This window comes from Neisseria sp. P0014.S009 (assembly GCF_051958155.1).
In the GTDB taxonomy this organism is placed as follows: Bacteria; Pseudomonadota; Gammaproteobacteria; order Burkholderiales; family Neisseriaceae; genus Neisseria; species Neisseria flavescens_C.
Window position 1 is genome coordinate 1 of record NZ_JBQCVS010000003.1, and the last position, 26,348, is coordinate 26,348.

A 26,348-nucleotide genomic window follows, 5' to 3' on the forward strand; every position below is an offset into this window, starting at 1 on the left:
TAATTAGGAGCGGAAATAGACGAAAACCTGTTTTGGAGTTTCAGCTGTCGAAGGAAGGGCTTTTTTGCAAAGGTCTCGGCCTTTGGGTGACGCTTGTCCGTCTGCGATGGTTTGGGCGGCAAGCCTGGCGGTAACGATGCATTCGAGCAAGGAGTTGCTGGCGAGGCGATATTACATCCGCTTCCAAGCCGAAATCCACGACGGGTAAGCCGTTCGGCAGGCAAGACAGGCGGTTGGAGCATTGACCTGCGTAGAAATCGAAGTGGACACGTTGGCACAACTGGACAAAGCCATCGCGGCAAGCGCGGAACGGATTTTGCTGGACAGCATGGAGACAAAACCTTGAAAGAAGCGGCAAACCGCTGCTATACACAAATCGCCCACTCCCACGCTATCTATTGCGAGGCATCGGCTTCGACCGTCTGAAGCGTGTGGCACAAACCGGCGTGGACGGCATCGCCCTCGGCTATCTGACCCACAGCAGCCGCTCGTTGGATATAGGATTGGATTTCGTGGCGTGAATTTCAAAAATACAACGATTGCCTATAAAGGTACAGGTCTCAAGCTGTGCTATTGGCCAAGCAGAGTGGCTTTGAAAAGGATAAGAAGAGATAGGTAGGACGGCTATAGAGGTCTCTAATGTAACGAGTTCTTTAATGATTCAGGGAGTGCTCGATCAACTGCTAATCAAATATCTACTCCAACTTCAATAAGGGTAAACGGTCGATGTGCTTGATAGGCATGGCTTATGTAAATTTACTGAAAAAAGGGTGCTAATGCCCCTAAGTGTGCTTGGTAGTAATTTAGAAGATTTTACAAAGGTCTCAGCCTTTTTATTTCTATAAAAATGCGGCAGGTTTTTAAAACCTGCCGCGGTATGGGGACATACAGCTCGGACGGTAAGCCGGGTTCTGTCGCGGACAGTCATTCCTCTAGGCACATCATTGCTGGTGTGCTCAAGCAACCTACCCGAACGCTCGGCGAGCAGCGTCATCGCGTTCTGTTTGGTCTTGCTCCGAATGGGGTTTAGCCTGCTGCGCTTTGTTACCAAATGCACGGTGCGCTCTTACCGCACCTTTTCACCCTTACCTGTTTTGCCCGAAGGCAATCATCGGCGGTATTGCTTTCTGTTCCACTTTCCGTCGCGTTGCCGCGCCCGGCCGTTAGCCGGCATTCTGCTCTGTGGAGCCCGGACTTTCCTCCCCGTATGCCTTACGCGATACGCGGCGACTGTCTGTCCGACCTGTATGAGGTGCGGATTATAACACAGCCGCCATAGGGTTCAGACGGCCTAAATATTTATTTTTTCTTTTTAAATGCTATTTCGGTCAAACCCAATTCCTGTGCTTTTTTGCGAACTGCGGATTCGGGCATTTCGCGTGCCAGGCGGCTGGTGCAGTATTCGGTCATGGTGGTGGCGCAGGCTTTGAAGTTGCCGGTAAAGTCGCTGGCGGCACTTAAAAACGGAATGAGGCGGCCGGCCATGATTTCTTCGGCCGGTGCGTCTGTTTGGGCGGATACGCGTCCGGACTCGACCGCCGAGAAAATTTGTTCTGTAAAGCGTCGGGCGAAGTTTTCTTCTGTTTGGCAGTCTTGGAATGCGGTGTTTTCGTGTTGGCAGACAAGGGTAACTTCGCCTTGAGCTTCTTGCAACGGTTCGGCCAAATCGAGTTTGAGGGTTTGCTTGTCGGTTTGCAGCCAGGCGGTGCGGCCTTGGGTTTTGATGATTTTGCCGTAAACGCTGATGGCATCGTTTTTAGGGATGTTTTTCTGTTCGGCAAGTTGTTGGGCCGAGAATAAGGGGGCTTGTTCGGCAAATGCGCCGCCGGTTTCGTGTTTGAAGTAGGCGGCGAGGTCTTGTTTGATGAGGGCTTGGGTCAGCAGTTTTTCGCCTTCGGTCAGGCGGTGTGCAAAGCCGTGTGTTTTGGGGGCGGATGCGGCATCCGTGGTCTTGGTGTCCGGTGTGCAGGCGCTCAGGAGTAAAAGCAGGGGAAGGATGTATTTCATGGTTGGTCTCTCAACAGGCCGTCTGAACCTATGGTTTCAAACGGTCAGCGTTGTTTATCGATAACGATAAACCCGGCGGGGATAAACGGGATAGGCCGGGTAATTGCGGACGGGTTTGCTGTCTTGATAGATGACGGTCGTCCCGGGCGGGGCGTTGATGGTCACGGTTTTGTTGACGGTGGTTTGCGAGTGGACGGGCAGGTCTAAGACGGCGGTGCGTCCATACGGGGTCTCGGTATAGATGCATGCGCTTAGAAAGAGGGTGATGCTCAGGGCCAATGCCTTCATGTTTCAGACGGCCTTATTTGAGCAGGTTTTTCAAGGCCAAGCGTACGCCTTCGCCGACTTCCGTGCCTTTGGGAATGCCTTTGGTGGCGGCTTTGGCTTCGCGTTCGTTATAACCGAGGGCAAGCAGGGTGTTGATGATGTCTTGGCTTTCGTCGGCAACGGCATCAGAGACAAACAGGCCGTCTGAAACGGTATGGGACACGAGTTTGCCGCGCAGTTCTAACACCATGCGTTCGGCGGTTTTCTTGCCGATGCCGGGGGCGGAGGAGAGGCGTTTGACGTCTTCTTCGGCGATGGCTTGCGCCAGCTCGTCGGCATTCATGGCAGACAAAATGCCCAATGCGGTTTTGGCACCGATGCCGCTGACTTTGACCAGTTGGCGGAAGGTGGCGCGTTCCTCGGCTGAGGCGAAACCAAACAGCAAATGCGCGTCTTCGCGGACGACAAGCTGGGTGTAGAGATGGACGGTTTCGCCAACGGGGGGCAGGTTGTAGAAAGTCTGCATGGAAACGTCGGCTTCATAACCGACGCCGTTGACGTCGATAACGACCTGCGGCGGATTTTTCTCAATCAATTTGCCTGTAAGCCTGCTGATCATGGTGCTCCCCTGTGATTAAAAAAGGCCGTCTGAAACCTTGCAATCGGGTTTCAGACGGCCTTGTATTGTATCAAACTTCAGCGGTAACGCGGACGAAATCAGATGGCGGATGCCAGGTTTAGATGACGGGCGCGTTCGCCTGCTTCGGCGGCACGTTCTTGGCTGCTGAACGGACCCATTTTGACAACGTATTCGTAGTTGCGTTTTTCAAGCGTGATTTTGCTGTCGGATGGTAGGTTTTGTGCGGCTTGGTTCAAATAAGCCTGTGCTTCGCGTTGGGTACCGAAGGATTTCAAATCAACAAAAAATTCTTTGTTGTTTGGGGAAATAATGGTTTGAGCGGCGGTTTGGCCGGGGATGATTTGCTCAACTTTGACGTTGGCCGTGCCTTGGTTGATGAAACCCAATTGTTGGGCGGCGGCTTTGGAAACATCGATGACGCGGTTGCCGTGGAAAGGGCCGCGGTCGTTGACGCGGACGATGACGCTTTTGCCGTTTTGCATATTGGTCACGCGTGCGTAGCTGGGAATAGGGAGGGTTTTGTGGGCGGCGGAGAGGGCGTTCATATTGTAACGCTCGCCGCTGGAAGTTTTACGGCCGTGGAATTGGTTGCCGTACCATGAGGCTTTGCCGGTTTGGCTGAAAGAGGAAACTTTGGTCAGCGGCGTGTAGCGTTTGCCGGCAACTTTGTAACTGCGGTTGGCAGAAGGATGCAGTTTTTCGACTCGAACCACGCTGTCGGCAACAGCGGCATTGATGGAAAGGACGCCGATGGTGGCGGCGGCTAAGGAAAGGAGGGTTTTTTTAGTAAAAGTCAAAACGGGTTCCGTTCTTGAGTTGATAACGCAGCGGTTTCAGACGGCCTGTTATACGCCGCCGGCAAAACCGTTTTGTCGCCATGCTTCAAACAGAATAACGGCGACAGTATTGGAAAGATTCATGCTCCTGCTGTCGGGCATCATCGGCAGGCGGATTTTTTGTCCAGCAGGCAGGCTGTCGAGAACTTCGGCAGGCAGGCCGCGCGTTTCGGGACCAAACAGCAACACGTCGCCTTCGCGGAAGGAAACTTCGTCGGGGCGGGTAGAGCCTTTGGTGGTCAGCGCGAAAATACGGCGGCCTTCAAGGGCCTTGAGGCAATCATCGAAATTCTCATGTACCGTCAGTTTGGCAAACTCGTGATAATCCAAACCCGCGCGTTTCATTTTGGACGAATCCAGAGGGAAACCAAGCGGCTTGACCAAGTGCAAATCGGCACCGGTATTGGCGCACAGGCGGATGATATTGCCCGTATTGGGCGGGATTTCAGGTTGGTACAAAACTATGGTAAACATATAAATCAATCACTTATAGAGTGGCATAATGCCGAAATGTTCCATGGGTGTCAAAAACTTTAAGCTATTTTTTCATTGGCGGCCGCGCCAAGCTCCAGCAAAAAATCTTACCTGCGCCTGATTTTTTCAGCGTTTTCGCCAATTCGTCCAAAGTCGAGCCGGTGGTGAAGACATCATCAATTAACAGAATATTACACGCCTTCGGCAATTCGGTTTTGATTTTAAATGCATTCTTGATATTTCGCCGACGTTCGTCGCTTTTCAGCGTACTTTGAGGCTCGCCGTGCCGTCTGAAAACCGCGTGGCGCGGCAGTAGCGTCCAGCCGTAGCGTTTCGCCAAAATATCCGTCAACGCCTCGCTTTGGTTGAATCCGCGCTTGAGCCGCCGCTCTTTGCTCAAAGGCATGGGCAGGACGAAATCGAAGTGTTCCGTCGTCAGCCAGTCCGGTGCGTTTTGGCTCATCAAATCCGCCAACGGACGGCTCATACCTAAATCCGCCAAGTGTTTCAGCTCGCGTATCATGCTGCTGACGGGCGGTTCGTAATACAGCGAGGCCCACATTCTATCAAATGCGGGCGGCTTTTTCTGACAACTGCCGCACACTGCCCCATCCGCGACATGGCGGAAACACAAAGGGCAGCTTTGTGCCGCGTCGATAAAATATTCTGTCAAATCGTTTGCGCAGCCTCGGCAAAGGCCGTCTGAAACGGAATCGTGGCATAATACGCAACGTCGCGCATTGAGCTGTTTCAAACTGCGCCACCAAGAAAGAACATTCATGCCACACTCCGCCAAAAAAGTTTATCTGATACACGGTTGGGCGGCGAACCGCCATGTATTCGACGATTTGATACCGCGCCTGCCTGCCGATTGGGACGTCCGCGCGCTTGATTTGCCCGGACACGGCGATGCGCCTTTTACCGAGCCGTTTGATATTGCCGCCGTTGCCGAAGCCTTCGCCGGACAAATCGACACGCCGGCACACATTCTCGGCTGGTCGCTGGGCGGACTGGTTGCCCTGTATCTGACCGCGCTTTATCCCGACAAAATCCAATCGCTCTGCCTGACGGCAAGTTTTGCCCGATTGACTGCCGACACGGATTATCCCGAAGGCTTGGCGCAACCTGCCTTGGGCAAGATGGTCGGCGCATTTCAGCAGGATTATGCCAAACATATTAAACAGTTTCTACAACTGCAACTGCTGCATACGCCGCATTCAGGCGAAATCTTAAACCGGGTATTGCCCGATTTGGCGCGCTGTGGCACGCCCTCCGCCTTACAGGCCGCGCTTGAAGCGGTCAACCATGCCGATGCGCGTCCGCTGTTGTCGCTGATTCAAACGCCGTCATTGCTGGTGTTTGGACAGAAAGACGCCATCACGCCGCCGCGCATGGGCGAATATTTACACCGCTATTTGAGCAACAGCGAGCTGGTCCTTATTGACAAAGCCGCACACGCGCCCTTTTTAAGCCATGCCGACGAATTTGCCGAAACCTACCGCAATTTTGTCGAAAAGGCCGTCTGAAACAGACTTAAACCATAAAAACATTGCTGGGCAAAGCCCGCTGACACGACCCACCATGACCGAACAAGACAAACGCTGGCAGATTCACCGCCATCTCGCCCAAGACACCGACGAGCGCCTGCAACTGGTCCGCAATGCACCCAAACGCATCATGCTGATTGGTGCCGATGCCGACATCAGCCGCAGCCTGCTGGCCGCGCGTTATCCCGACGCCGTGTTTGAAGAATACGATCCGAATGCCGATTTTTTGAAAACCGCCGCCGCCACGCGCAAAGGTGGTTTCTGGCAGAAGCTGACCGGCAAAACCATCCCGCAGCATTGCCAAGCCCTGACCGCGCCGTTGCCCGAAGCATCCGCCGATATGTTGTGGGCCAACCTCAGCCTCAGCCGCGCCGATGATATTTTGCCGGTATTGAAAAACTGGGCCGCTGCTTTGAAAACCGACGGATTATTGTTTTTCACACACTTTGGCCGCGACAGCCTGACCGAGCTGACAGGCCGTCTGAACCATGAAGGCATCGAATGCGAAGCGCCCACGTTGATTGATATGCACGATTTGGGCGATATGCTCGCCGACAACGGCTTTTACGATCCGGTAACCGATACGGCCAAGCTTGAGCTGAGCTATAAAAAAGCCGGGACGTTTTGGCAGGACATGGAAACCTTGGGATTATGGAACGCGTTGAAGTTCAGCAATCCGCAAGCGGCCAAGGAATGTGTGGATCAGATTTTTGCCAACGAAGGCCGTCTGAACATCACGCTTGAAACCGTATACGGCCATGCCGTGAAAAAATTGGTGTTGCCTCAAGGGGAGAATGTGGTGCAGTTTTTCCCGAAAAGGCAGGGCTAGTTTGGCGGTTGTGCTGGTAGGGTTTACGCCGCGATTGCGTGTTGTCGAATGCGGTTTGGCGTTTGTATCGATTGCCTGCGCTGATTAATATGTATGAAAAAGGCCGTCTGAAAACTTTTCAGACGGCCTTTTGTTTGATTCCAAATTAAGCCTGTTTGGCAGCCCATTCGGCCGGAGTGGCGGCAACGGAAATCGACAGCGCGTGCAATTCGTTGCTTTCGAGTTGCGGCTTGAGACCGTCTTTAATCAGGCGGTGGCGGGCGAGGCGGGCTTTGCCTTCAAATGAGGAGGAAACGATTACGGCGAAGAAGTGATGGCCGTCGCCTTCGACTTCGACGTGTTCGCAAGGGGTAACGCCTTCAATCAGGGTTTTGACTTGTTCGGGTAAAAGCATGGGGGTTCCTTGGGAAATGGTTTGCTTGTAAAAGAGGGCATTATACCGAATCTTGATAAAAACAGGCCGTCTGAAAAACCAAACTTCGGGTTTCAGACGGCCTCGGCCTTTGGAAGCGTCAAATGCTTATTCGTACACTTTCAGCAGCTCGACTTCAAAAATCAAAGTTGCGTGCGGAGGAATCACGCCGCCGGCACCGTGTGCGCCGTAGCCCATTTCGGAAGGAATGGTCAGCTTGCGTTTGCCGCCTTCTTTCATGCCGCCGAAGCCTTCGTCCCAACCTTTAATCACTTGGCCGACGCCCAGAGTGATGGTCAGCGGTTGACGGCGGTCGAGGCTGGAGTCGAATTTGGTACCGTCTTCCAACCAGCCGGTGTAATGTACGGTGATTTCTTTGCCTTTGACGGCTTCTTTGCCGTGGCCTTCTTGCAAGTCTTCAATAATCAGGCTCATGATGTTCCTTTCGGATGTATGGTGAAAATCGGTTCAAGATTACCATATTGTGTGGAATCGTGAAACAAATGCGCCCATATGGCCGGCAACAAAAAGGCCGTCTGAAACGGATTTTCAGACGGCCTTGTTTTATGCTAAACCTTATTTGTTGTCAGGTTGGGATTTGACATCGTGGGAGACGGGCAGCTCAGGCATGGTTCGGGCAGACTCTGGAACATTGCCGGAGAGGGCTTTCAAGAAGGCAACGATGTTTTCAGTGTCTTCCGGAGCCAAGGTTTTACCCAATTGCGCTTTCGCCATGATGTTGACGGCTTTATCCAGTTCCCAAACGCTGCCGTTGTGGAAGTATGGGTAGGTGCGTTCGACGTTTCTCAAGCCGGGAACGCGGAAGAAGAATTCGTCTTCGGCTTTTTTGGTTACGTCCGCACGGCCTTTGTCGTGTTTAGGATCGTCGATGTGTTTCCAGTAAGGACCGTCCACCAAGCCGAATTTTTGGAACATGGTACCACCCAAGTTGACGCCGTTGTGACAAGCGATACAGCCGTTGTCCATAAATGCGCGTACGCCTTTGCGTTCTTGTTCGCTCAGGGCAGATACGTTGCCTTTCAGGTAGTCGTCCCAACGGGTCGGAGTCAGCAGGGTACGTTCAAACGCGCCCAATGCAGTGGTGATGTTTTTAAAGGAAACCGCGCCGTCTTCAGGGAATGCGGCTTTGAATTTTTCTTGGTATTCAGGGATACCGGCGATTTTGGCGGCGGCATCGGCTTCGGTCGCGTTGGCCATTTCAACCGGGTTGAGCAATGGGCCGCCGGCTTGTTCTTCCACATCGGCGGCACGGCCGTCCCAGAATTGGCTTCCCAACAAGGCGGCATTCAGGGCAGTCGGGGGGTTACGGGCGCCGAATTGGCTTTTGTGGCCCGCGCTGGTCGGCATGTTGTCTACGCCAGCAGTTGCCAAGTTGTGGCAGGAGTTACAGCTGACGGTGTTGCCTTTGGACAGGCGGGTTTCGTACCAAAGTTGTTGGCCGAGTTTGACCTGCTCTTCGGTAAACGGACGGATTTTTTGCATTTCGGCCGCATCAGGCAAAGGTTTGAACACGGTTTGCGCGCGTTCCAACAGGGCTTTGTCTTCGGCAGAAACATCGGCGGAATTTTGAGGGGCCGAAACAGCGGCGGTGCTTGCGGCAGCATCGGCAGCGCTCGCGGCAGAAGCCGCTTGAGGGGTTTCGGTTGTTTGAGCCGTTTTCTCGCCGCAGGCGGTCAACGCGGCAGAAACGGCCAAAGCCAAAGCGATTTGGTGGAGTTTTAAACGTGGCATAGGAGGGTTCCTTTGTTATGCGTTTGTTATGTCATGGATTGCTGATTGCACCAGCAATATGCCAACTATAAAAGATAAGGCGGTTTTAATTTTTGTTGTAAATCAACCTTTTAAATTTGATAAATTTTGAAAATATCACTGATAGGGAAATTTATACTATGGAACTTTTTTATTATTTATTTACAATTGCTTAGATAAATTAAGGCCGTCTGAAAAAATAAAATTCAGACGGCCTTTTAGTTTTTATTGATTACGTCCGTTATTCTATTTTAAAAAATCTTAATAAATATGGGGTTATTAAAAAATAAAAATAATTTGCGTTATTAAGCATAAAGCGTTATAAATGCGTTAATAAATGAACGTTTCACTTTAGAGTTTTTTTTATGCTGATTGCTTTATTGATTATGCTGCGTGAGGGCATCGAAGCCGCCCTGATCGTCGGTATTGTTGCCAGTTTTTTGAAACAGTCGGGACACAGCGAGCTGATGCCGAAGGTTTGGCTGGGCGTGTTTTTGGCTTCGGTCATGTGTTTGGGTATTGGTTACGGCATTCATTCCGCTACTGGCGAGATTCCGCAAAAAGAACAGGAATTGATGGTCGGCGTCATCGGCCTGGTGGCCGTGGCCATGCTGACGTACATGATTTTGTGGATGAAAAAGGCCGCACGTTCGATGAAACAGCATCTTCAGGATTCTGTTCAATCGGCCTTGAACCGCGGCAGCGGCCAGGGTTGGGCCTTGGTCGGCATGGCGTTTTTGGCTGTGGCGCGCGAAGGTTTGGAGAGCGTGTTTTTCCTGCTTGCCGTGTTCCAGCAAAGCCCGACGTGGTCTATGCCGATAGGCGCGGTGTTGGGGCTGTTGGTGGCGGTTGTCATCGGTACGCTGATTTATCAGGGCGGTATGCGCCTGAACTTGGCGAAGTTTTTCCGTTGGACGGGCGCGTTTCTGATTGTGGTGGCGGCCGGTCTGCTGGCCGGTTCGTTTCGCGCGCTGCATGAGGCCGGCGTATGGAATGTGATGCAGGACATCGCTTTCGACACATCGAAATATTTGCATGAAGACAGCCCTTTAGGCGTGCTGCTCGGCGGTTTCTTCGGTTATACCGACCACCCGACCGAAGGCGAAGTCCTGATTTGGCTGCTGTATCTGGTTCCCGTCATGATTTGGTTTTTGCGCGGCAGTGCGCCGGCAAAAACGTTAACTAAATAAAAAGGAAGTAAAATGAAAAAATTCAATCTGACTGCTTTGTCCGTAATGTTGGCTCTGGGTTTGACCGCGTGTCAGCCGCCTGAAGCCGAAAAAGCCGCGCCTGCCGCTTCAGGCGCATCCGCTGCCGCTAATGCCGACGGTTCGGTCAATATCGGCGTGAACGATACTGCCTGCGAACCGATGGAATTGACCGTCCCCAGCGGCCAAGTCGTGTTCAACATCAAAAACGACAGCGGCCGCAAGCTGGAATGGGAAATCCTGAAAGGCGTGATGGTGGTGGACGAGCGTGAAAACATCGCCCCGGGTTTATCCGACAAAATGACCGTTACCCTGCTGCCGGGCGAATATGAAATGACTTGCGGCCTGTTGACCAATCCGCGCGGTAAGCTGATTGTTACCGACAGCGGCTTCAAAGATACTGCCAACGAAGCGGATTTGGAAAAACTGTCCCAACCGCTCGCCGACTATAAAGCTTACGTTCAAGGCGAGGTTAAAGAGCTGGTGGCGAAAACCAAAACCTTTACCGAAGCCGTTAAAGCCGGCGACATTGAAAAGGCCAAATCCCTGTTTGCCGCCACCCGCGTCCATTACGAACGTATCGAACCGATTGCCGAGCTTTTCAGCGAACTCGACCCCGTCATCGATGCGCGTGAAGACGACTTCAAAGACGGTGCGAAAGATGCCGGATTTACCGGCTTCCACCGTATCGAACACGCCCTTTGGGTAGAAAAAGACGTATCCGGCGTGAAGGAAATTGCAGCCAAACTGATGACCGATGTCGAAGCACTACAAAAAGAAATCGACGCATTGGCATTCCCTCCGGGTAAGGTGGTCGGCGGCGCGTCCGAACTGATTGAAGAAGTGGCCGGCAGCAAAATCAGCGGCGAAGAAGACCGTTACAGCCATACCGACTTGAGCGACTTCCAAGCCAATGTGGAAGGCTCCAAAAAAATCGTTGATTTGTTCCGTCCGCTGATCGAAGCCAAAGACAAAGCGTTGTTGGAAAAAACCGATGCCAACTTCAAACAGGTTGAAGACATTTTGGCGAAATACAAAACCCCGAACGGTTTCGAGCTGTATGACAAACTGAGCGAAGAAGACCGCAAAGCCCTGCAGGCGCCGATTAATGCCTTGGCAGAAGACTTGGCCAAACTGCGCGGTATTTTGGGTTTGAAATAAGATAACGCGTTTTCAGACGGCCTTTGGATATTGAAAGGCCGTCTGAATCTTATTGACGCCCACACAAAATATGCTTGAAAACCGACCTTACTTCACACGATTGCAATCTTTCCGTTCCCTGCCAAGGAGCAGACCATGAGCCAAAACAAACAACCGGCACAACCCGAAAAACGAACCCTTTTCAAAACTGCCCTTGCCGCCGGTGCCATCGGCGTTGCTGGTTATTTTGCCGGTAAAAAACAAGGCGAAGCCGCCGCCGAGACCCAAAACAACCAACATTCCGAGCTGGCCTATCCGTGTTACGGCGAGCATCAGGCAGGCATCGTCACGCCACACCAGCTCTTCGGCATCATGTGTGCCTTTGACGTTACCGCCAAAGACGCCAAACAACTTGAAAACCTGTTCCGCGCCCTGACCGCCCGCATCGAATTCCTCACCCAAGGCGGCGAATACCAAGACGGCGACGACAAACTCCCGCCTGCAGGCAGCGGCATCCTCGGCAAACAATTCCGTCCCGACGGGCTGACGGTTACCGTCGGCGTCGGCAGCAGCCTCTTTGACGACCGCTTCGGCCTCAAAGACAAAAAGCCGAAACACCTGCAGGAAATGCGCGATTTCCCCAACGACAAACTCCAAAAATCTTGGTGCGACGGCGACCTCAGCCTGCAAATTTGCGCATTCTCCCCCGAAACCTGCCAAGCCGCCCTGCGCGACATCATCAAAAACACCGCCCAGTTTGCCGTCATCCGCTGGAGCATAGACGGTTGGCTCCCTAAAGCCGAACCCGGCGCCATTGCCGCGCGCAACCTTTTAGGTTTCCGCGACGGCTCAGGCAATCCCAAAGTCGAAGATCCCAAAGTCGCCGATCAAGTTCTGTGGACGGGCGTTGCCGCCAACAGCTTGGACGAACCGGCATGGGCGAAAAACGGCAGCTATCAGGCCGTCCGCCTCATCCGCCACTTTGTCGAATTTTGGGACCGCACCCCGATGCAGGAACAAACCGATATTTTCGGCCGGCGCAAATACAGCGGTGCGCCCATGGACGGTAAAAAAGAAGGCGACACCGCCGATTTCGCCAAAGACGCCGACGGCAAAATCACGCCCAAAGACAGCCATATGCGCCTTGCCAATCCGCGCGATCCTGAGTTCATGAAAAAACACCTGCTCTACCGCCGCGCCTTCAACTACTCGCGCGGCCTAGCCGCCAACGGCCAACTTGATGTCGGCTTGGTGTTCATCTGCTATCAGGCCAACCTTGCCGACGGCTTCATCTTCGTGCAAAACCTGCTCAACGGCGAGCCGCTGGAGGAATACATCAGCCCGTTTGGCGGCGGCTATTTCTTCGTCCTGCCGGGTGTCGAAAAAGGCAGCTTCCTCGGCAAAGAGCTTTTGGGCGTATAAATCCGCCGATGGTTTGAATAGATAAAAAGGCCGTCTGAAACCTGATTTCCAGATTTCAGACGGCCTTTTTAGTTAAGAAAGCATCAGTCCATGTGATTGGGATTGCACCATTTGTTTTTGTTTCGCCTCATATTCAAAATTTTGTGCGGTCTCCTGTATTTTGGTTAAACTTTCTTCGATGGGTGTAGTTGCAGCTATTTTCATATTCGCAGAAGCTGTTATCAACCCAGGATCTTTGTGTCCGATAGATATTTCCCCATTATCTTTAATATTGATTAAAGACACGCCCTGCATTTTGTTTGCATAGCCTGCTGAGGTTAATGACATAGCAATTTTATCTACATCATTTGTATCATAGGCAATATTTTTCTTATCACAGAAGTCAGTAAAAGCCTGTTTACACTGGTGGAAGATGGTCTGGGCAGTTTTAGGCATATCGTTGATTTGTAGAATATTCCCATCAATACCAGCCTGTGCGTATCGATATTGTTGTTCGTGTTGATTTTCACTGATAAGCCACTGTATAGGAGTACGTTTAGGCATCGCCCTTTTGATGGTTTGGTTCAAGTCGCTATTGGGAATCTGATTAGAAATCTTGTCAAACTCTTCTATATTAGGCAATACTCGTATAGTTCCTTCGTAAGAATTATTAATGGTTCTACCTACCTCCACCCCCTCATAATGATGGATGTATTCTTTACCCTTGTATATTCCACTACGATAGAGGGCTGTAAAAGTGAAGTCGATACAACTGTTGGTAGCCCAGTTGTATACTTCTTTATTAAAACCGTAGTTTTGGGGGTATTCGCCAAAATTCTGTAAGGCCATATATTGTTCTTTGGTAATCTCCATAGTTCGTTCATAAACTGGATTCAAGTATTCTTTGTGTTCCCCCTTTTGGACATCTCCTGGTTTGTCAGGGTGATACCAATGGTATTTATCAGTATCTAGGGGAGGGGCAAAACCGTATGAATCGATAGTATGACCTCCATCTTTGCTGATACCGTAGAACACATGGCCTGGTTGAGAAGTTTTTTGCTCACCATTTTCCATCCAAGGTTTTCCATCCTTAAATAAAGGGGTACCGGGTGCAGCTACATAGATGGTTAAAGTGTATCTGTTATCATCATTCATAAGACTTCCTTTTTATTTAAAGTTTACTTTGGGGTTCGTTCTGTACTGATATATACAGATAATTTAAGTTTTGGGTAGTCTGGAAATTTTTTCAATGACCTAATGGAAAGACGATAATATCCCCCTTCTTCTTGTATTAAAAAATATGCCATCTCATTTTTATGAACGCCGTACTTTTTATTGTCAAATATCCTTAATGGAGGAATGCTGGAGGCTAAATCAGCAGTAAACTGAGTTAGTTCTCTTTGAAAACGGGGGACTGTTCCATTTTTATTTTTGTTTTTATATTGAAGTAAATCAGGATAATATATCCATTCATTACTTAAACCAATTTTAGTTTCTATATTGTTACTATCAAAATGAGATAGATTGGCTTCAAACTGCAACATTTTATTTTTAATTAAAATATCATTCGTATCTAGGCCTTTTGAAGCATCATAATATTTGTTATCATCAATTGGATACATTGTCATAATATAGATAACATAATTAGTTTCAGGTGCTTTTGGCTTTTTATTCAATTTAAAATAAAACACTTGCTCCTTTTTGGGGTCGATAATTAAAGGTTGTTCGAATGGTATTTCGTATACGGGATGTCCATTAATCTCTTTAGGTCCATTTTTGTATGGATCATTATATTGGGAACAGGCACTTAAAAAAGTTGCAAAAAAGCCTAAAAGAGCTAGTGTATATTTTTTTGTTTTGTTCATTATTTTTCCTTTATATTTTCGGTTGATAGTAAAAAATATGATTAAGTATATACCATTAAAGTTTTAAATATCTTAATTTATGAAAGGCCGTCTGAAACCTGATTTCCAGATTTCAGACGGCCTGTGTTTTTGCTATCAAACCAAATGTTCCGCCAAGAAAGCCAATGCGTATTCGACGGCTTGCGCCCTTACTGCTTCGCGGTCGCCTGTGAAAAGCGCGGTTTGCTCAAACGAGCCTTCGGGCGTGGCCAGGCCGAACCAGACTGTGCCGACCGGTTTGGCCGCGCTGCCGCCGCCGGGGCCGGCGATGCCGGAAATACTCAAGGCGTAATCGGCTTGCGCGACGGCCTTTGCGCCGCGTGCCATTTCATAGACGGTCTCGCGGCTGACCGCACCGTGTTTCAGCAAGGTATCGGGCATGACGCCGAGGCGGTCTTGTTTGGCTTGGTTGCTGTATGTGACGAAGCTTTGGTGAAACCACTGCGAGCTGCCGGAGAGGGAAGTCAGCGCACCTGCAAGCAGGCCGCCGGTGCAGGACTCGGCGCAGGTAACGGTTTGGCGGCGGCTGGTCAGGTGTTCGGCGATGGTTTGCAGATGGGACATGGCGGCTCCTTATGGAAAAGGGTGAGATTTAGGTGAGAGTTTAACCTGCTTATGTTTCAGAGAGGCTTAAGATGTAAGAAATTCTAGCGTTTTTTTTGGGGGCTGACGTAGATTAGCTCTAAATTCCACACCAATCCCGCAGAATTTTTAGCTGCCGGGACGGTGTGCCGAAGTTAAATCGAAATTCGCATTCTTTCAAGAACAGCGGGAAAGATTTGCGATCGATTCCATTGTATTTTCGCAAGACACGTTTTGCCTGATTCCAAAAATTCTCAATGCCATTAATGTGGTTCTGACGGTCGGCAAATTCCTTGGAATGGTTGATACGGTAATGGATGAAACCGCTCACGTCCAACTTGTCGTAGCTGCTCAGGCTATCCGTGTAAACAATACTGTCCGGCATGATTTTCTTTTTGATGACAGGGAATAACGTTTCAGACTTGGCATTATCCACCACAACGGTATAGACCCGTCCGTTGCGTTTCAGAATGCCGAAGACAACCACTTTTCCTGCCGCACCGCGATCACGTCTGCCTTTACGCCGTCCGCCGAAATAGCTTTCGTCCAGCTCGACAGGGCCCTCGAAAACCTCATCGGCAGCCAAGGCCAAATGATAGTTTATAACCGTGCGGATTTTACGGTAGAACAGTGCTGCTGAATTGGGATGGATACCCAAAATATCGGCCGCAGAACGGGCGGTAACTTCCAGCACAAAAAAACGGAGCAGTTCTTTCTGTACTTTTTTTCTTTAATTTGCAGTGTGTTATCTTCATATTTCGAGGGTAACATATCTGCTAATCTAGTACAGCCCCTTTTATTAACCTGCTATGTAAATAATGCTTTGTTTTCTTAAACCTATTTCCTTTTTTTGAAGACCTAATAGAAGCTATGACAATTTATGCCAACAAAGGCTACGACAGTATGGAAAACCAGCAATATTTGGAAGAGGATTACTTACAAGATAGCATTATACGTAAAGCCCTCTGAAGGTAGGTTTGTTTGAACTTACTGAAAACCGTCCATAAGCTAGTACGCCTATTTACGCCTAAAAAACGATCCGAATACCTAATGATTAGGTATCCGAAGAAGGAAAGGATAATTTTGGGAAAATAAAGGAAGATTTTAGAACGAAAACAGCCGAAATCCTGTGTTTGGGATTCGGCTGTCGGATAAAGAGTTTTTTGCAAAGGCTCTGCCTGTTAACGGCTTTCAACAAGTTTAAACACATCTACCTTCAGAGAGCATTTACACATAATGCCTTCTGTAACTGGTTGTTCTTCCTAATTCGGCCTTTTGTTTACTCAGGCAAATTAAATATCGTATGTGGTTGAAGCGGTATCGCCGCCCTTACCTGTCCAGTTGGTATGGAAGAACTCGCCGCGCGGTTTGTCGGTACGCTCGTAAGTGTGCGCGCCGAAGTAGTCGCGTTGGGCTTGCAACAAGTTGGCAGGCAGGCTCGCGGAAGTGTAGCCGTCAAGGAAGGTAATGGCGGAAGCCATGCAAGGCATCGGAATGCTACATTCGATCGCTTTGGCAACGATTTTGCGCCATGCAGGCAGACAGGTTTCCAATACGCCTTTGAAATAAGGATCGGAACCCAAGAAGACTAAATCAGGATTGGCTTCGTATGCGTCGCGGATGTTGCCCAAGAACGCGCTGCGGATGATGCAGCCTTCACGCCACAAGAGGGCGGTGTTGCCGTAATTCAATGCCCAATCGTTGTTTTCGCTGGCTTCGCGGATCAGCATAAAGCCTTGTGCATAAGAAATGATTTTGGATGCCAACAGGGCTTGGCGCAAAGCATCTACCCATGCGGCTTTATCGCCTTCAATCGGGATAATGGTTTTGCCAAACAGGCTGTTTGCTTGGATGCGTTGGTCTTTAAACGCGGACACGCAACGTGCAAACACGGCTTCGGAAATCAGTGTCAACGGGATACCCAAATCGAGGGCATTGATGCCGGTCCATTTACCTGTACCTTTTTGACCTGCGGTATCAAGGATTTTTTCGACCAAAGGTTCGCCGTTTTCATCTCTGTAACCCAAAATCGCGGCGGTAATTTCAACCAGATAAGAATTCAGTTCGGTTTGGTTCCATTCGCTGAAAATGCGGTGCATTTCGTCGTAGCTCAGACCCAAGCCGTCTTTCATGAATTGGTACGCTTCGCAAATCAACTGCATATCGCCGTATTCGATGCCGTTGTGCACCATTTTGACGAAGTGGCCCGCACCATCGCGGCCAACCCAGTCGCAACAAGGCTCGCCTTGAGGCGTTTTGGCGGAGATGGCTTGGAAAATCGGTTTGACGGCAGGCCATGCGGCTTCATCGCCGCCAGGCATGATAGATGGGCCGTGACGCGCGCCTTCTTCGCCACCAGATACGCCGGCACCGATAAAGCGGATGCCTTTTGCCGCCAGCTCGTGTGTACGGCGGGTGGAATCAGGATAGTTGGCATTGCCGCCGTCAATAATGATGTCGCCTTCGTCCAAAAGCGGAACGAGTTGCTCGATAAAATCGTCAACAACAGAACCAGCGCGTACCATCATCATGATTTTACGTGGTTTCTCTAATTTATCAACCAGATCTTGCAGTGAATATGCGCCGATAATATTGGTATTTTTGGCTGCGCCGTTTAAAAAATCATCTACTTTGCTAGTCGTCCGGTTGTATGCAACAACTTTAAAGCCGTTGTCGTTCATGTTGAGAATCAGGTTTTGCCCCATTACGGCAAGGCCGATAACGCCAATGTCGCCTTTCATTTGGTGAAACTCCATTATTGATTAAATTTATCAAGCGTAACTCTAGCTGATTTACAACTTTTTAACAATCCTTAACTTTTTAATTTTTTGAAAAGATGCCTTTACGTTTCAGACGGCCTTTACCTTTGGGAAAACAAACTATAAATTAGATTTTAAATAATAAATAGAAGATGATATTGAGTGCTGCCACAGCTTGTTGATAACTTTGATTAAAACAATTTTTCAAATACTTAGCTGATATTTTTTGATGAGGATAAAGTATGGTCGGCCTTGTTTGTAGGTGTGGATAAATTTTTTCTGCTGCTCCATTCTGTGGGTAACTTTTTGCCTGTGCACAATCTTAGCTTGTTTTATACTTCTCCAATCGGAACTGATTGACTAGAGAAATAGTCAAATGGTTTTTTATTTCAAACTATTTTCATATTTCCTTTTGTTTAAGCTGGGAAAAGGCCGTCTGAAAATATTTCAATAAGGGTGTACATATGAAGTTTTCCTTTAGTATTAACCTGTTATCCGTTTTTATTTTGGCCGCTTGTGCGCAACGGCCGGTTCAAAAGCCTCAAGTTGCCCTGCCCTCCGTATCTGTGGATAACCATGCGCCGGAGCAAGGAACAGGGCTGACGGAGCAGAAGTTAATCCGTGCCAAGCATTATATGGCGGCGTCTGCCAATCCGCTGGCAACTGAAGCCGGTTATGAAATTTTGAAGCGCGGCGGCAGTGCGATAGATGCGATGATTGCCATGCAGACAACTTTGGGACTGGTTGAGCCGCAGTCTTCCGGATTGGGCGGCGGTGCGTTTTTGGTGTATTGGGACAATAAGGCGAAAAAGCTGACGACGTTTGATGCCCGTGAAACGGCGCCGAAAGCGGCAACGCCAGAACTTTTCTTAGACGAAAACGGCAAACCGATGGGCTTTATGAAAGCTGTGGTCGGCGGCCGTTCGGTCGGTGTGCCGGGGATTCCGAAGCTGCTCGAAGATGTCCACAAGCGTTACGGAAAATTGCCGTGGGCAAGTTTGTTTGAAAAACCGATTACTTTGGCGGAACAGGGTTTTGCTGTTTCTCCGCGTATGGCGAAATCCATCGAACAAAATTTGGAACCCTTGCAACGTTATCCGCAAACTGCTGCCTATTTCTTACCCGACGGCAAACCTTTGGCTGCGGGAACAGTTTTGAAAAATCCTGAATTTGCGCGTTCTGTGCGCCTGTTGGCGGAAAAAGGCAGTGCGCCGTTTTATCAGGGAATGCAGGCGCAGAATATTGTTCGTGCCGTTACCAGTGCTGTGGATAATCCTGGCAAAATCAGCATGGCGGATTTGAAAAACTATCAAGTTATCGAGCGTAAGCCGGTTTGTGCGCCGTATCGTGAATATGAAGTTTGCGGTATGGGCGCGCCAAGTTCGGGCGCGATTGCTTTGGGGCAGATTTTGGGCGTATTGCAAAATCAGAATATGAAGGCGTTGGGCGCGGAAAATATCCACAGTTGGCGCTGGATAGGCGATGCGTCGCGGATTGCTTTTGCCGACCGTGATTATTATGTCGGCGATCCTGCGTTTGTGAATGTTCCGACCCATGCCATGATTTCTCAGGCTTATTTGAAACCGCGTGCCGAAAAAATCCGCAAGGCTGACAAGGCATTGGAAACTATTCAGGCAGGCAAGTTTGGCAAGGTATACGCGCAAGGCATGGCGGTCGAGCTACCGTCCACCAGTCATTTGGTGGTTGTGGATAAAGACGGCAACGTCGTATCGATGACGACTTCGATTGAAAACGCGTTCGGTTCGGGGCTGATGGCAAACGGCTATCTGCTCAACAACGAATTAACCGATTTTGCCTTCAATCCTGTCGGAGAGGACGGTAAAACGGTGGCCAACAGCGTGGCAGGCGGCAAACGCCCGCGTTCTTCGATGGCGCCGACCATTGTGATGAAAGACGGAAAACCTTATATGGCGGTCGGTTCGCCGGGCGGCAGCCGCATTATCGGTTTCGTTGCTAAAACGTTGGTGGCACATATCGACTGGGGTATGGACATTCAGACGGCAATTTCACTGCCGAATATGCTCAATCGCGGCAGCCAGTATGAGATCGAGGAAAAAACCGCTGCAGCGGATAAAGCGGCTGCGTTGGAAAAACTGGGCTACAAAGTCCAAATCCGTGATTTGAATTCCGGCGTGCAAGGCATTGTGATCGGCAAAGACGGTTTGCTCGGAGGCGCCGACCCGCGCCGTGAAGGCAAGGTCATGGGCGATTGATATTGTCGGTTTGACATGAAAAAGGCCGTCTGAAACCAAATTCAGACGGCCTTTTTAGTTTTGGAAAATATATGGATAAGATGTGTATAAGAATAACGTTAAATTTTAATATTTTTATTTTTCAATAGGATAAAATGGATGAATATGTGGATAATTACTTGTGGAAAACAACATGATTTAGGCCGTCTGAACCTTTCAGACGGCCTTTTTATTGAACTGTTTTATCTATTTTCTATCAGGCTGCCGGCAGCTCGTGAAAAGCACTGGGCAAGTCTTCGTCATCGGCAAACTCAACCCATTCGTAAGCGCTTTCATCTGCCAAAACAGCACGCAACAGCGCATTATTGATGGCATGTCCTGATTTGTAACCTTCAAATGCACCGATAATCGGATGGCCGACAATGTACAAATCGCCAATCGCATCCAGGATTTTGTGGCGGACAAATTCATCGGGATAGCGCAAACCTTCCGGATTCAAAACGTCCATGTCGTCAATCACGATGGCGTTGTTCAAATTGCCGCCCAGTCCGAGATTGTGGGCGCGCATCATTTCTACTTCGTGCATAAAGCCGAAGGTACGGGCGCGGGCAATCTCATCGATATAGGATTTTCCTGCAAAATCAATTTCGAAAGTAGGTGCGCTGCGGTTGAATACGGGATGGTCAAATTCGATGGTTAAAGTAACTTTAAAGCCGTCATAAGGCGTAAAGCGCACCCATTTTCCGGTTTCTTTGATTTCAACGGGTTTGAGGATTCTCAAAAAACGTTTTTGGGCTTTTTGATCCACCACGCCTGCATCTTGTAAAAGGTAAATAAACGGTAGGCTGGATCCGTCCATAATCGGAATTTCAGGCGCGTTCAATTCAATCAAGGCATTATCAATGCCGTAGGCAGACAGAGCCGACATAATGTGTTCAATCGTGCCGATGCGCACGCCTTTATCGGTAACGATGGTTGAAGAGAGGCGGGTATCGTTGATCAAATAAGGATTCAATTTGATTACTTCACCCATTTCCCCACTTAAATCAGTACGGCGGAACGAAATACCGCTGTTTTCTTCGGCAGGATGCAAAGTCAGAGCGACCCTTTCGCCCGAATGCAGGCCAACGCCGGTAACGCTTACTGATTTGGCTAAAGTTCGTTGCAGCATAATTGCTTCCTTTAAAAAAGTCTGATGGGCAAATGATACGTTAAAAAGGAAAAAACAAGCCATCATTTTTAATAGTATTTGCCAATATGGATGTTTTGCGGGGGTGAATTTCAAAATTTTAATTATCCACAATAGTATGTGAAATTGAAGTGGGTAATTTGGTTTTTATCCACAGATAAATAGGGAAACTAAGATTCTATCCTTTTTTATTCCGGCATTCAGTTGGGGTTGGCCTCAAAGATAAAAAGTAACTATCAAATTGGTTTTAAAGAAAGTTATTGTGTTATCCACAGATGGTTTAGTTCTTCATCAAAATCATCATTTTAAAAATTAAAATATTATGATTTGAAGAAAACACTGAATGATCAACACAAAAATGGCAAAATATAAGAAATAGAACTAAGTTCATGATTTTCATAAACTTATGAAAATTTTAAGATTGGAAAATGGTTTTTATGAAATAAAATATCAAAAACCAGAACTAATCCGATTTGTCTGATATTTTCCTACAAACAAGAATTTCATGTTTTCTTTATTTAAATCAAACAACTTAAAACTAATCATCTGTAATCCTAGAAAGTAATTTTATTTCAGGATACAATGGCCTTACTGAAAAATTTTTCCCATTCCATCTAATAGGAGTAGCAAAATGAGTATTAAAGTAGCGATTAATGGTTTTGGCCGTATCGGTCGTCTGGCATTGCGTCAAATTGAAAAAGCTCAAGGTATCGAAGTCGTTGCTGTTAACGACTTGACTCCTGCCGATATGCTGCTGCACCTCTTTAAATACGACAGTACTCAAGGTCGCTTTGAAGGCTCTGCTGAATTGAAAGATGATGCGATTGTTGTTAACGGCAAAGAAATCAAAGTATTTGCCAATCCTAATCCTGAAGAATTGCCTTGGGGCGAGCTGGGTGTGGACGTTGTCCTCGAATGTACTGGTTTCTTTACCAACAAAACCAAAGCTGAAGCCCATATCCGTGCCGGTGCGCGCAAAGTTGTGATTTCCGCACCTGGCGGCAATGATGTGAAAACCGTTGTATACGGCGTAAACCAAGATATTTTGGACGGCAGCGAAACCGTCATCTCCGCCGCTTCTTGTACGACTAACTGTCTGGCTCCTATGGCTGCGGTATTGCAAAAAGAATTCGGTATTGTCGAAGGCTTGATGACCACCATCCACGCCTATACCGGCGACCAAAACACCCTTGACGCGCCACACCGCAAAGGCGACTTCCGCCGCGCCCGTGCCGCTGCCTTGAATATCGTACCGAACAGCACCGGTGCCGCTAAAGCCATCGGCTTGGTTATTCCTGAATTGAACGGCAAGCTTGATGGTTCTGCCCAACGTGTTCCCGTAGCCACCGGCTCTTTGACCGAACTGGTTTCTGTTCTTGAGCGTCCTGTGACCAAAGAAGAAATCAATGCCGCGATGAAAGCTGCGGCCAGCGAGTCTTACGGTTACACTGAAGATCAAATCGTTTCTTCCGACGTCATCGGTATTGAATACGGCTCACTCTTCGATGCCACTCAAACCCGCGTGATGACAGTAGGCGACAAACAATTGGTGAAAACTGTTGCTTGGTACGACAATGAAATGTCTTACACTTGCCAATTGGTTCGTACCTTGGAATTCTTTGCCAGCAAAATCTAAAGGATAACAGGCTGAATCAATCAGTCTGTGGATAACTCAAAGGCCGTCTGAACATTTCAGACGGCCTTTTGTTTGTAGAAAGATTCAATTTGTAATCAGATTTTGGATAGTTTAATCACTGTGGCACATTTGTTTTCTATCCTAAACTGCACTTCATAATCCGCAATATTCATCACATAAATCCGTTCGGGAATATCTTGGTAGGCAGGACGGGGATCTTGGGCAATGCTTTGCTCAATAAGATGTTTTTCTTCTGTGGATAAATGTTCCGCAAGTGTACTTTCTGCCCAGACTACGCTCAATTCTTCAGGTTTGCCGCTGACAAAGCCCGATGATGCGTCTGGTTTGGATTCGACAAACGGGATGTAGGGTTTGATATCCACTACCGGAGTACCGTCCAACAGGTCTGCGCCGCTGCAATAAATGCGGACAGGTTTGCCTGTTTCGATGCGTTCGAGTTTCAGCAGGGATAAACCGAGATGATTAGGGCGGTGTGGGCTGCGCGTGGCAAATACGCCCATTTTTTGTTTGCCTCCGAGCCGTGGCGGACGCACCATTTGTGCCCAACCTTCATCCAATACGCCGTGGAAAATAAAACTTATCCACACATAGTCGAAATCTTCCAAGCCCCGAACGCTGTCTGCGGTAAATTCAGGAGTGAGTTCAATACAAATTTCTGCCGCAGGAACCAAGCCGGGTTGGCGGGCAATGCCGAATTTTTGCTTGTAGGGGGAATAAACGGTTGCAATAGGCGTAATCGAATAGGACATAATTTGTGGATAAATATACTGTGCAAATTGTCATCATATCACAGATGTTTTCCCACATTTTGCAGTCGTAATTTGTTATAATACAAAGCATTTATTCCAAATGTCCGAACATGGGCAATAAATGCAAAATTTAAATTATTTAAAATAAAATCAATAGGTTATATTATTCCATGATTGTTTCTATCGATGTAGATGCACAAAAAACGTTTACGCCTTTGTGCCCGAAAGAATTGCCTGTTGCCGAAGGTCATCTGATTGCGGATGAACTCAATGCACAAGCTGCATTGGCGGATTTGCGCGTGATGACGAAAGATGCACATCATGCCGCGGCAAAATGGCTTGTGGATAATCCTGTTTATATGTTGAAACCGACGGGTTTGCCTGATGCGGATTTGACTTGGGTGGCGCATGCGATGGTTGGAACATATGGCTATGAATTGTTGGATGGCCTGCCTTCAGCCAAGGAATACGATTATTGTGTTTGGAAAGGCGTTGATCCTGAATTGCATCCTTACGGCGCATGTTTTCACGATATTGAAGAAAAACTCAGTACAGGTTTGATCGAATGGTTGCGCTGTCAAAATGCAGATACAGTTATTGTCGGCGGTTTGGCAACGGATTATTGTGTGAAGACAACGGTTTTACAGTTGCTTAAAGGCGGGGCTTGGAAAGTCATCGTCAATCAGGCGGCTTGCCGTGGCATTGCTCCGGAAACGGTTGAATCTGCATGGCAGGAAATGCGTTCCGCCGGGGCTATTATTTTAAAAAACGCTGAAGAAATAAAAAAACACATTAATAATCAATAAAATATATTTTAAATCCTATTGTTTCACGTGAAACATCTTTCAAAATATGAAGATTTTACTTGTCCGCTTGTCCAGTATGGGCGATTTAATTCATACGTTGCCTGCAGTTGAAGATTTGGCGCGACAATGTCCTGAGGTAGAGCTCCATTGGCTGTGTGAGGTAGGGTTTGCAGATATTGCGCGCTTACATCCTTTTGTCAAAAAAGTTCATGTAATGAAATGGCGGCAATGGCGCAAGCACCTTTTTCAGGCTGAAACGTGGCGTGAAATAGGCCGTCTGAAAACGGATTTACAGGCTGAATCTTTTGATTTTGTTTTAGATAGTCAAGGACTGATTAAAAGCGCATGTTTTGCCAAAATGGCGAAATCCCCTATTTACGGTTTGGATAAACACAGCGCGCGTGAAAGTTTGGCTGCCCTTGCATACGGTAAAACATTTGCCGTGCCGAAAGGTAAAAATGCGGTCTGGCGAAACCGTGAATTATTCGCTCAAGTATTTGGTTATACAATGCCTGAAACGCAGGTGTTTGGTTTGTCGGTTCCTGAATCAGGCCGTCTGAAAAATGTGCAATCCCCCTATTACGTTGCTTTGCATGCAACCAGTCGCGACAGTAAATTATGGCCTGTAGAACACTGGCGTGCATTATTGAAAAAGTTGAATGAAGAACAACAATGCACCGTATATCTGCCGTGGGGAAATGAAACCGAAAAAATGCGTGCCGAACAGATTGCAAGCGATTTACCGTTTGCTTTCGTCTGCGACAAAATGAATTTATTACAGGCCGCATTTTTATTGAAAAACGCAGAAGGTATTATTGGCGTAGATACCGGACTACTGCATCTTGCCAATGCGTTGGAAAAGCCTGTTGTAGGAATTTATACAGATACAGATCCGGCCAAGACCGGCGTTCAAGTTTCGGCTTATGCAAAAAATTTAGGTGGTATTGCTCAAATCCCAAATGTTGACGAGGTTTATCAAACCTTGATGGATTGTGTTGCAGCATATGGTAAATAATTGCTGGGGAGTTGAATTTATTTTCTGAGTAAATGCTTTAGAAATGATATAATTCCGCTCTATTTACCAAGATTTATACAAATTTGGTTTTATCATATTGGTGAAAACCGAATTGGATTTTATATAAAGAATGTATCAAAAGCAGTATGCTAGATTTGATGGACATTCTTTTTAGGAGAATTGAATGAAAGCACTGGTCGCAGTAAAGCGCGTAGTGGACTATAACGTCAAAGTTCGTGTGAAAGCCGATGGTTCCGATGTGGATATCGGTAATGTCAAAATGTCGATGAACCCGTTTGATGAAATCGCGGTAGAAGAAGCTGTCCGTTTGAAAGAAGCCGGAAAAGTAAGCGAGATTGTTGCTGTTTCTCTTGGCGAGAAAAAATGCGAAGAAACGTTGCGTACTGCTTTGGCGATGGGTGCCGACCGTGCGGTTCATGTTGAGACTGATGCGAAGTTGGAGCCTTTGGCCATTGCGAAATTGCTGAAAGCTGTTGCGGATAAAGAAAATCCGCAAATTTTACTGCTGGGTAAACAGGCAATTGACGATGACGCCAACCAAGTTGCCCAAATGCTGGCTGCGTTGTTGAATGCGGCTCAAGGTACTTTTGCATCAAAAGTGCAAATTGAAGGCGAAGAAGCATTGGTAACCCGTGAAATTGACGGCGGCGAAGAGACTGTTGCATTGAAACTGCCTGCGGTCATCAGTGCAGATTTGCGTTTGAACGAACCACGCTTTGTCAAACTTCCTAATATCATGGCGGCAAAGAAAAAACCTTTAGAAAAATTGAGTCCTGCCGATTTGGCTGTGGATATTTCTCCGCGTTTGAATACCGTGAAATTTGCCGAACCTAAAGCACGTCAAGCCGGTGTGAAAGTGGCTGATGTTGCCGAGTTGGTTGAAAAGCTGAAAAACGAAGCCAAAGTGATCTAAGGAGTATGA

At 48.1% G+C, this 26,348-nt stretch carries 26 protein-coding genes, 1 other RNA gene and 2 pseudogenes; 12 read left to right on the plus strand and 17 right to left on the minus strand.

Features of this window, described 5'->3' with window-relative positions:
* Positions 1-64 precede the first annotated feature (64 nt).
* Both ACTHS4_RS03390 and ACTHS4_RS03395 read left to right on the plus strand, forming a co-directional pair.
* Entirely contained in the window at positions 65-208 is a 144-nt protein-coding gene (locus tag ACTHS4_RS03390) for a hypothetical protein (protein WP_371460598.1), read from the plus strand.
* A pseudogene (locus tag ACTHS4_RS03395) lies at positions 209-521 on the plus strand (carboxylating nicotinate-nucleotide diphosphorylase); the annotation flags it as partial. It abuts the gene before it with no gap.
* A gap of 363 nt (positions 522-884) precedes the next feature.
* Here the strand turns inward: ACTHS4_RS03395 and rnpB are convergent.
* The 7 genes from rnpB to ACTHS4_RS03430 all read right to left on the minus strand — a co-directional run bounded on the left by rnpB (position 885) and on the right by ACTHS4_RS03430 (position 5,005).
* An RNA gene (rnpB, locus tag ACTHS4_RS03400) (RNase P RNA component class A) lies at positions 885-1,246 on the minus strand.
* A 53-nt stretch (positions 1,247-1,299) separates the two neighbouring features.
* A complete protein-coding gene (locus ACTHS4_RS03405) occupies positions 1,300-2,007 on the minus strand; it encodes a hypothetical protein (protein WP_440365504.1) in 708 nt (235 codons plus the stop codon).
* Positions 2,008-2,061: 54 nt separating this feature from the next.
* Positions 2,062-2,295, minus strand: coding sequence for a methionine-binding protein (locus ACTHS4_RS03410; protein WP_070587853.1), 234 nt, complete (start codon positions 2,293-2,295; stop codon positions 2,062-2,064).
* A gap of 13 nt (positions 2,296-2,308) precedes the next feature.
* A complete protein-coding gene (gene ruvA / locus ACTHS4_RS03415; RefSeq protein ID WP_188211324.1) occupies positions 2,309-2,893 on the minus strand; it encodes a Holliday junction branch migration protein RuvA in 585 nt (194 codons plus the stop codon).
* A gap of 98 nt (positions 2,894-2,991) precedes the next feature.
* Positions 2,992-3,711, minus strand: a complete 720-nt coding sequence (locus tag ACTHS4_RS03420) for a septal ring lytic transglycosylase RlpA family protein (RefSeq protein ID WP_250581134.1) — start codon at positions 3,709-3,711, stop codon at positions 2,992-2,994.
* A gap of 48 nt (positions 3,712-3,759) precedes the next feature.
* A complete protein-coding gene (trmL, locus tag ACTHS4_RS03425; protein ID WP_070461542.1) occupies positions 3,760-4,224 on the minus strand; it encodes a tRNA (uridine(34)/cytosine(34)/5-carboxymethylaminomethyluridine(34)-2'-O)-methyltransferase TrmL in 465 nt (154 codons plus the stop codon).
* 64 nt (positions 4,225-4,288) lie between these two features.
* The gene (locus ACTHS4_RS03430) at positions 4,289-5,005 is read right to left on the minus strand and encodes a ComF family protein (protein ID WP_440365505.1); all 717 of its coding nucleotides are present in this window, start codon (positions 5,003-5,005) and stop codon (positions 4,289-4,291) included.
* Between ACTHS4_RS03430 and bioH the strand changes: the two genes are divergently transcribed.
* Both bioH and ACTHS4_RS03440 read left to right on the plus strand, forming a co-directional pair.
* Positions 5,004-5,750: a pimeloyl-ACP methyl ester esterase BioH gene (gene bioH, locus ACTHS4_RS03435; RefSeq protein WP_070646425.1), complete on the plus strand. Its 747-nt coding sequence runs from the start codon at positions 5,004-5,006 to the stop codon at positions 5,748-5,750. The genes ACTHS4_RS03430 and bioH overlap by 2 nt on opposite strands.
* 55 nt (positions 5,751-5,805) lie before the next feature.
* Positions 5,806-6,600: a class I SAM-dependent methyltransferase gene (locus tag ACTHS4_RS03440; RefSeq protein WP_296183998.1), complete on the plus strand. Its 795-nt coding sequence runs from the start codon at positions 5,806-5,808 to the stop codon at positions 6,598-6,600.
* A gap of 145 nt (positions 6,601-6,745) precedes the next feature.
* On the opposite strand, the gene ACTHS4_RS03445 is transcribed toward ACTHS4_RS03440, so the two are convergent.
* The 3 genes from ACTHS4_RS03445 to ACTHS4_RS03455 all read right to left on the minus strand — a co-directional run bounded on the left by ACTHS4_RS03445 (position 6,746) and on the right by ACTHS4_RS03455 (position 8,764).
* On the minus strand, positions 6,746-6,994 hold the full coding sequence (locus ACTHS4_RS03445) for a BolA family protein (RefSeq protein WP_003686612.1): 249 nt from the start codon (positions 6,992-6,994) through the stop codon (positions 6,746-6,748).
* A 126-nt stretch (positions 6,995-7,120) separates the two neighbouring features.
* On the minus strand, positions 7,121-7,450 hold the full coding sequence (locus tag ACTHS4_RS03450) for an FKBP-type peptidyl-prolyl cis-trans isomerase (protein WP_094192864.1): 330 nt from the start codon (positions 7,448-7,450) through the stop codon (positions 7,121-7,123).
* Positions 7,451-7,588: 138 nt separating this feature from the next.
* Positions 7,589-8,764, minus strand: a complete 1,176-nt coding sequence (locus ACTHS4_RS03455; protein ID WP_049333127.1) for a cytochrome-c peroxidase — start codon at positions 8,762-8,764, stop codon at positions 7,589-7,591.
* 383 nt (positions 8,765-9,147) lie between these two features.
* Between ACTHS4_RS03455 and efeU the strand changes: the two genes are divergently transcribed.
* The 3 genes from efeU to efeB all read left to right on the plus strand — a co-directional run bounded on the left by efeU (position 9,148) and on the right by efeB (position 12,552).
* On the plus strand, positions 9,148-9,972 hold the full coding sequence (gene efeU, locus ACTHS4_RS03460) for an iron uptake transporter permease EfeU (protein ID WP_440365506.1): 825 nt from the start codon (positions 9,148-9,150) through the stop codon (positions 9,970-9,972).
* A gap of 12 nt (positions 9,973-9,984) precedes the next feature.
* A complete protein-coding gene (efeO, locus tag ACTHS4_RS03465) occupies positions 9,985-11,151 on the plus strand; it encodes an iron uptake system protein EfeO (RefSeq protein ID WP_049335642.1) in 1,167 nt (388 codons plus the stop codon).
* A gap of 135 nt (positions 11,152-11,286) precedes the next feature.
* A complete protein-coding gene (gene efeB / locus ACTHS4_RS03470) occupies positions 11,287-12,552 on the plus strand; it encodes an iron uptake transporter deferrochelatase/peroxidase subunit (RefSeq protein WP_107848557.1) in 1,266 nt (421 codons plus the stop codon).
* Positions 12,553-12,624: 72 nt separating this feature from the next.
* Here the strand turns inward: efeB and ACTHS4_RS03475 are convergent, their stop codons facing one another.
* The 5 genes and pseudogenes from ACTHS4_RS03475 to gnd all read right to left on the minus strand — a co-directional run bounded on the left by ACTHS4_RS03475 (position 12,625) and on the right by gnd (position 17,758).
* The gene (locus ACTHS4_RS03475) at positions 12,625-13,686 is read right to left on the minus strand and encodes a hypothetical protein (RefSeq protein WP_070826394.1); all 1,062 of its coding nucleotides are present in this window, start codon (positions 13,684-13,686) and stop codon (positions 12,625-12,627) included.
* Between the two features lie 23 nt (positions 13,687-13,709).
* Complete coding sequence (locus ACTHS4_RS03480) at positions 13,710-14,396, minus strand: hypothetical protein (RefSeq protein WP_070826393.1); 687 nt, start codon at positions 14,394-14,396, stop codon at positions 13,710-13,712.
* Positions 14,397-14,531: 135 nt separating this feature from the next.
* A complete protein-coding gene (locus ACTHS4_RS03485) occupies positions 14,532-14,999 on the minus strand; it encodes a CinA family protein (protein WP_070826392.1) in 468 nt (155 codons plus the stop codon).
* 118 nt (positions 15,000-15,117) lie between these two features.
* Positions 15,118-15,772, minus strand: a pseudogene (locus ACTHS4_RS03490) (IS1595 family transposase).
* Between the two features lie 537 nt (positions 15,773-16,309).
* Positions 16,310-17,758, minus strand: coding sequence for a decarboxylating NADP(+)-dependent phosphogluconate dehydrogenase (gene gnd / locus ACTHS4_RS03495; protein WP_070825741.1), 1,449 nt, complete (start codon positions 17,756-17,758; stop codon positions 16,310-16,312).
* A 482-nt stretch (positions 17,759-18,240) separates the two neighbouring features.
* On the opposite strand from gnd, the gene ggt reads away from it, so the two are divergent.
* Complete coding sequence (gene ggt, locus ACTHS4_RS03500) at positions 18,241-20,010, plus strand: gamma-glutamyltransferase (RefSeq protein ID WP_070825742.1); 1,770 nt, start codon at positions 18,241-18,243, stop codon at positions 20,008-20,010.
* Positions 20,011-20,245: 235 nt separating this feature from the next.
* On the opposite strand, the gene lpxC is transcribed toward ggt, so the two are convergent.
* Positions 20,246-21,160, minus strand: a complete 915-nt coding sequence (lpxC, locus tag ACTHS4_RS03505) for a UDP-3-O-acyl-N-acetylglucosamine deacetylase (protein ID WP_070606547.1) — start codon at positions 21,158-21,160, stop codon at positions 20,246-20,248.
* 649 nt (positions 21,161-21,809) lie between these two features.
* Here lpxC and gap point away from each other — a divergent pair.
* On the plus strand, positions 21,810-22,814 hold the full coding sequence (gene gap / locus ACTHS4_RS03510; protein WP_003747744.1) for a type I glyceraldehyde-3-phosphate dehydrogenase: 1,005 nt from the start codon (positions 21,810-21,812) through the stop codon (positions 22,812-22,814).
* Positions 22,815-22,909: 95 nt separating this feature from the next.
* Here gap and tsaA read toward each other — a convergent pair whose 3' ends face one another.
* Positions 22,910-23,584 (minus strand): tRNA (N6-threonylcarbamoyladenosine(37)-N6)-methyltransferase TrmO, encoded by a 675-nt coding sequence (tsaA, locus tag ACTHS4_RS03515; RefSeq protein ID WP_440365507.1) that lies wholly within the window; start codon positions 23,582-23,584, stop codon positions 22,910-22,912.
* A 170-nt stretch (positions 23,585-23,754) separates the two neighbouring features.
* Here tsaA and ACTHS4_RS03520 point away from each other — a divergent pair, with 170 nt between their 5' ends.
* From ACTHS4_RS03520 to ACTHS4_RS03530, 3 genes are all read left to right on the plus strand, one after another.
* The gene (locus tag ACTHS4_RS03520) at positions 23,755-24,390 is read left to right on the plus strand and encodes a nicotinamidase (protein WP_440365508.1); all 636 of its coding nucleotides are present in this window, start codon (positions 23,755-23,757) and stop codon (positions 24,388-24,390) included.
* Positions 24,391-24,436: 46 nt separating this feature from the next.
* Positions 24,437-25,405: a lipopolysaccharide heptosyltransferase I gene (gene waaC, locus ACTHS4_RS03525; RefSeq protein WP_440365509.1), complete on the plus strand. Its 969-nt coding sequence runs from the start codon at positions 24,437-24,439 to the stop codon at positions 25,403-25,405.
* Between the two features lie 184 nt (positions 25,406-25,589).
* A complete protein-coding gene (locus tag ACTHS4_RS03530) occupies positions 25,590-26,339 on the plus strand; it encodes an electron transfer flavoprotein subunit beta/FixA family protein (RefSeq protein ID WP_070826689.1) in 750 nt (249 codons plus the stop codon).
* Positions 26,340-26,348 lie beyond the last annotated feature (9 nt).

Coding starts and splice junctions, on each gene's coding strand:
- ACTHS4_RS03405 (WP_440365504.1), bottom strand. CDS start 2,007: ATGAAATACATCCTTCCCCTGCTTTTACTCCTGAGCGCCTGCACACCG.
- ACTHS4_RS03410 (WP_070587853.1), bottom strand. CDS start 2,295: ATGAAGGCATTGGCCCTGAGCATCACCCTCTTTCTAAGCGCATGCATC.
- ruvA (WP_188211324.1), bottom strand. CDS start 2,893: ATGATCAGCAGGCTTACAGGCAAATTGATTGAGAAAAATCCGCCGCAG.
- trmL (WP_070461542.1), bottom strand. CDS start 4,224: ATGTTTACCATAGTTTTGTACCAACCTGAAATCCCGCCCAATACGGGC.
- bioH (WP_070646425.1), top strand. CDS start 5,004: ATGCCACACTCCGCCAAAAAAGTTTATCTGATACACGGTTGGGCGGCG.
- ACTHS4_RS03430 (WP_440365505.1), bottom strand. CDS start 5,005: ATGAATGTTCTTTCTTGGTGGCGCAGTTTGAAACAGCTCAATGCGCGA.
- ACTHS4_RS03440 (WP_296183998.1), top strand. CDS start 5,806: ATGACCGAACAAGACAAACGCTGGCAGATTCACCGCCATCTCGCCCAA.
- ACTHS4_RS03445 (WP_003686612.1), bottom strand. CDS start 6,994: ATGCTTTTACCCGAACAAGTCAAAACCCTGATTGAAGGCGTTACCCCT.
- ACTHS4_RS03455 (WP_049333127.1), bottom strand. CDS start 8,764: ATGCCACGTTTAAAACTCCACCAAATCGCTTTGGCTTTGGCCGTTTCT.
- efeU (WP_440365506.1), top strand. CDS start 9,148: ATGCTGATTGCTTTATTGATTATGCTGCGTGAGGGCATCGAAGCCGCC.
- efeO (WP_049335642.1), top strand. CDS start 9,985: ATGAAAAAATTCAATCTGACTGCTTTGTCCGTAATGTTGGCTCTGGGT.
- efeB (WP_107848557.1), top strand. CDS start 11,287: ATGAGCCAAAACAAACAACCGGCACAACCCGAAAAACGAACCCTTTTC.
- ACTHS4_RS03475 (WP_070826394.1), bottom strand. CDS start 13,686: ATGAATGATGATAACAGATACACTTTAACCATCTATGTAGCTGCACCC.
- ACTHS4_RS03480 (WP_070826393.1), bottom strand. CDS start 14,396: ATGAACAAAACAAAAAAATATACACTAGCTCTTTTAGGCTTTTTTGCA.
- ACTHS4_RS03485 (WP_070826392.1), bottom strand. CDS start 14,999: ATGTCCCATCTGCAAACCATCGCCGAACACCTGACCAGCCGCCGCCAA.
- gnd (WP_070825741.1), bottom strand. CDS start 17,758: ATGAAAGGCGACATTGGCGTTATCGGCCTTGCCGTAATGGGGCAAAAC.
- ggt (WP_070825742.1), top strand. CDS start 18,241: ATGAAGTTTTCCTTTAGTATTAACCTGTTATCCGTTTTTATTTTGGCC.
- lpxC (WP_070606547.1), bottom strand. CDS start 21,160: ATGCTGCAACGAACTTTAGCCAAATCAGTAAGCGTTACCGGCGTTGGC.
- gap (WP_003747744.1), top strand. CDS start 21,810: ATGAGTATTAAAGTAGCGATTAATGGTTTTGGCCGTATCGGTCGTCTG.
- tsaA (WP_440365507.1), bottom strand. CDS start 23,584: ATGTCCTATTCGATTACGCCTATTGCAACCGTTTATTCCCCCTACAAG.
- ACTHS4_RS03520 (WP_440365508.1), top strand. CDS start 23,755: ATGATTGTTTCTATCGATGTAGATGCACAAAAAACGTTTACGCCTTTG.
- waaC (WP_440365509.1), top strand. CDS start 24,437: ATGAAGATTTTACTTGTCCGCTTGTCCAGTATGGGCGATTTAATTCAT.
- ACTHS4_RS03530 (WP_070826689.1), top strand. CDS start 25,590: ATGAAAGCACTGGTCGCAGTAAAGCGCGTAGTGGACTATAACGTCAAA.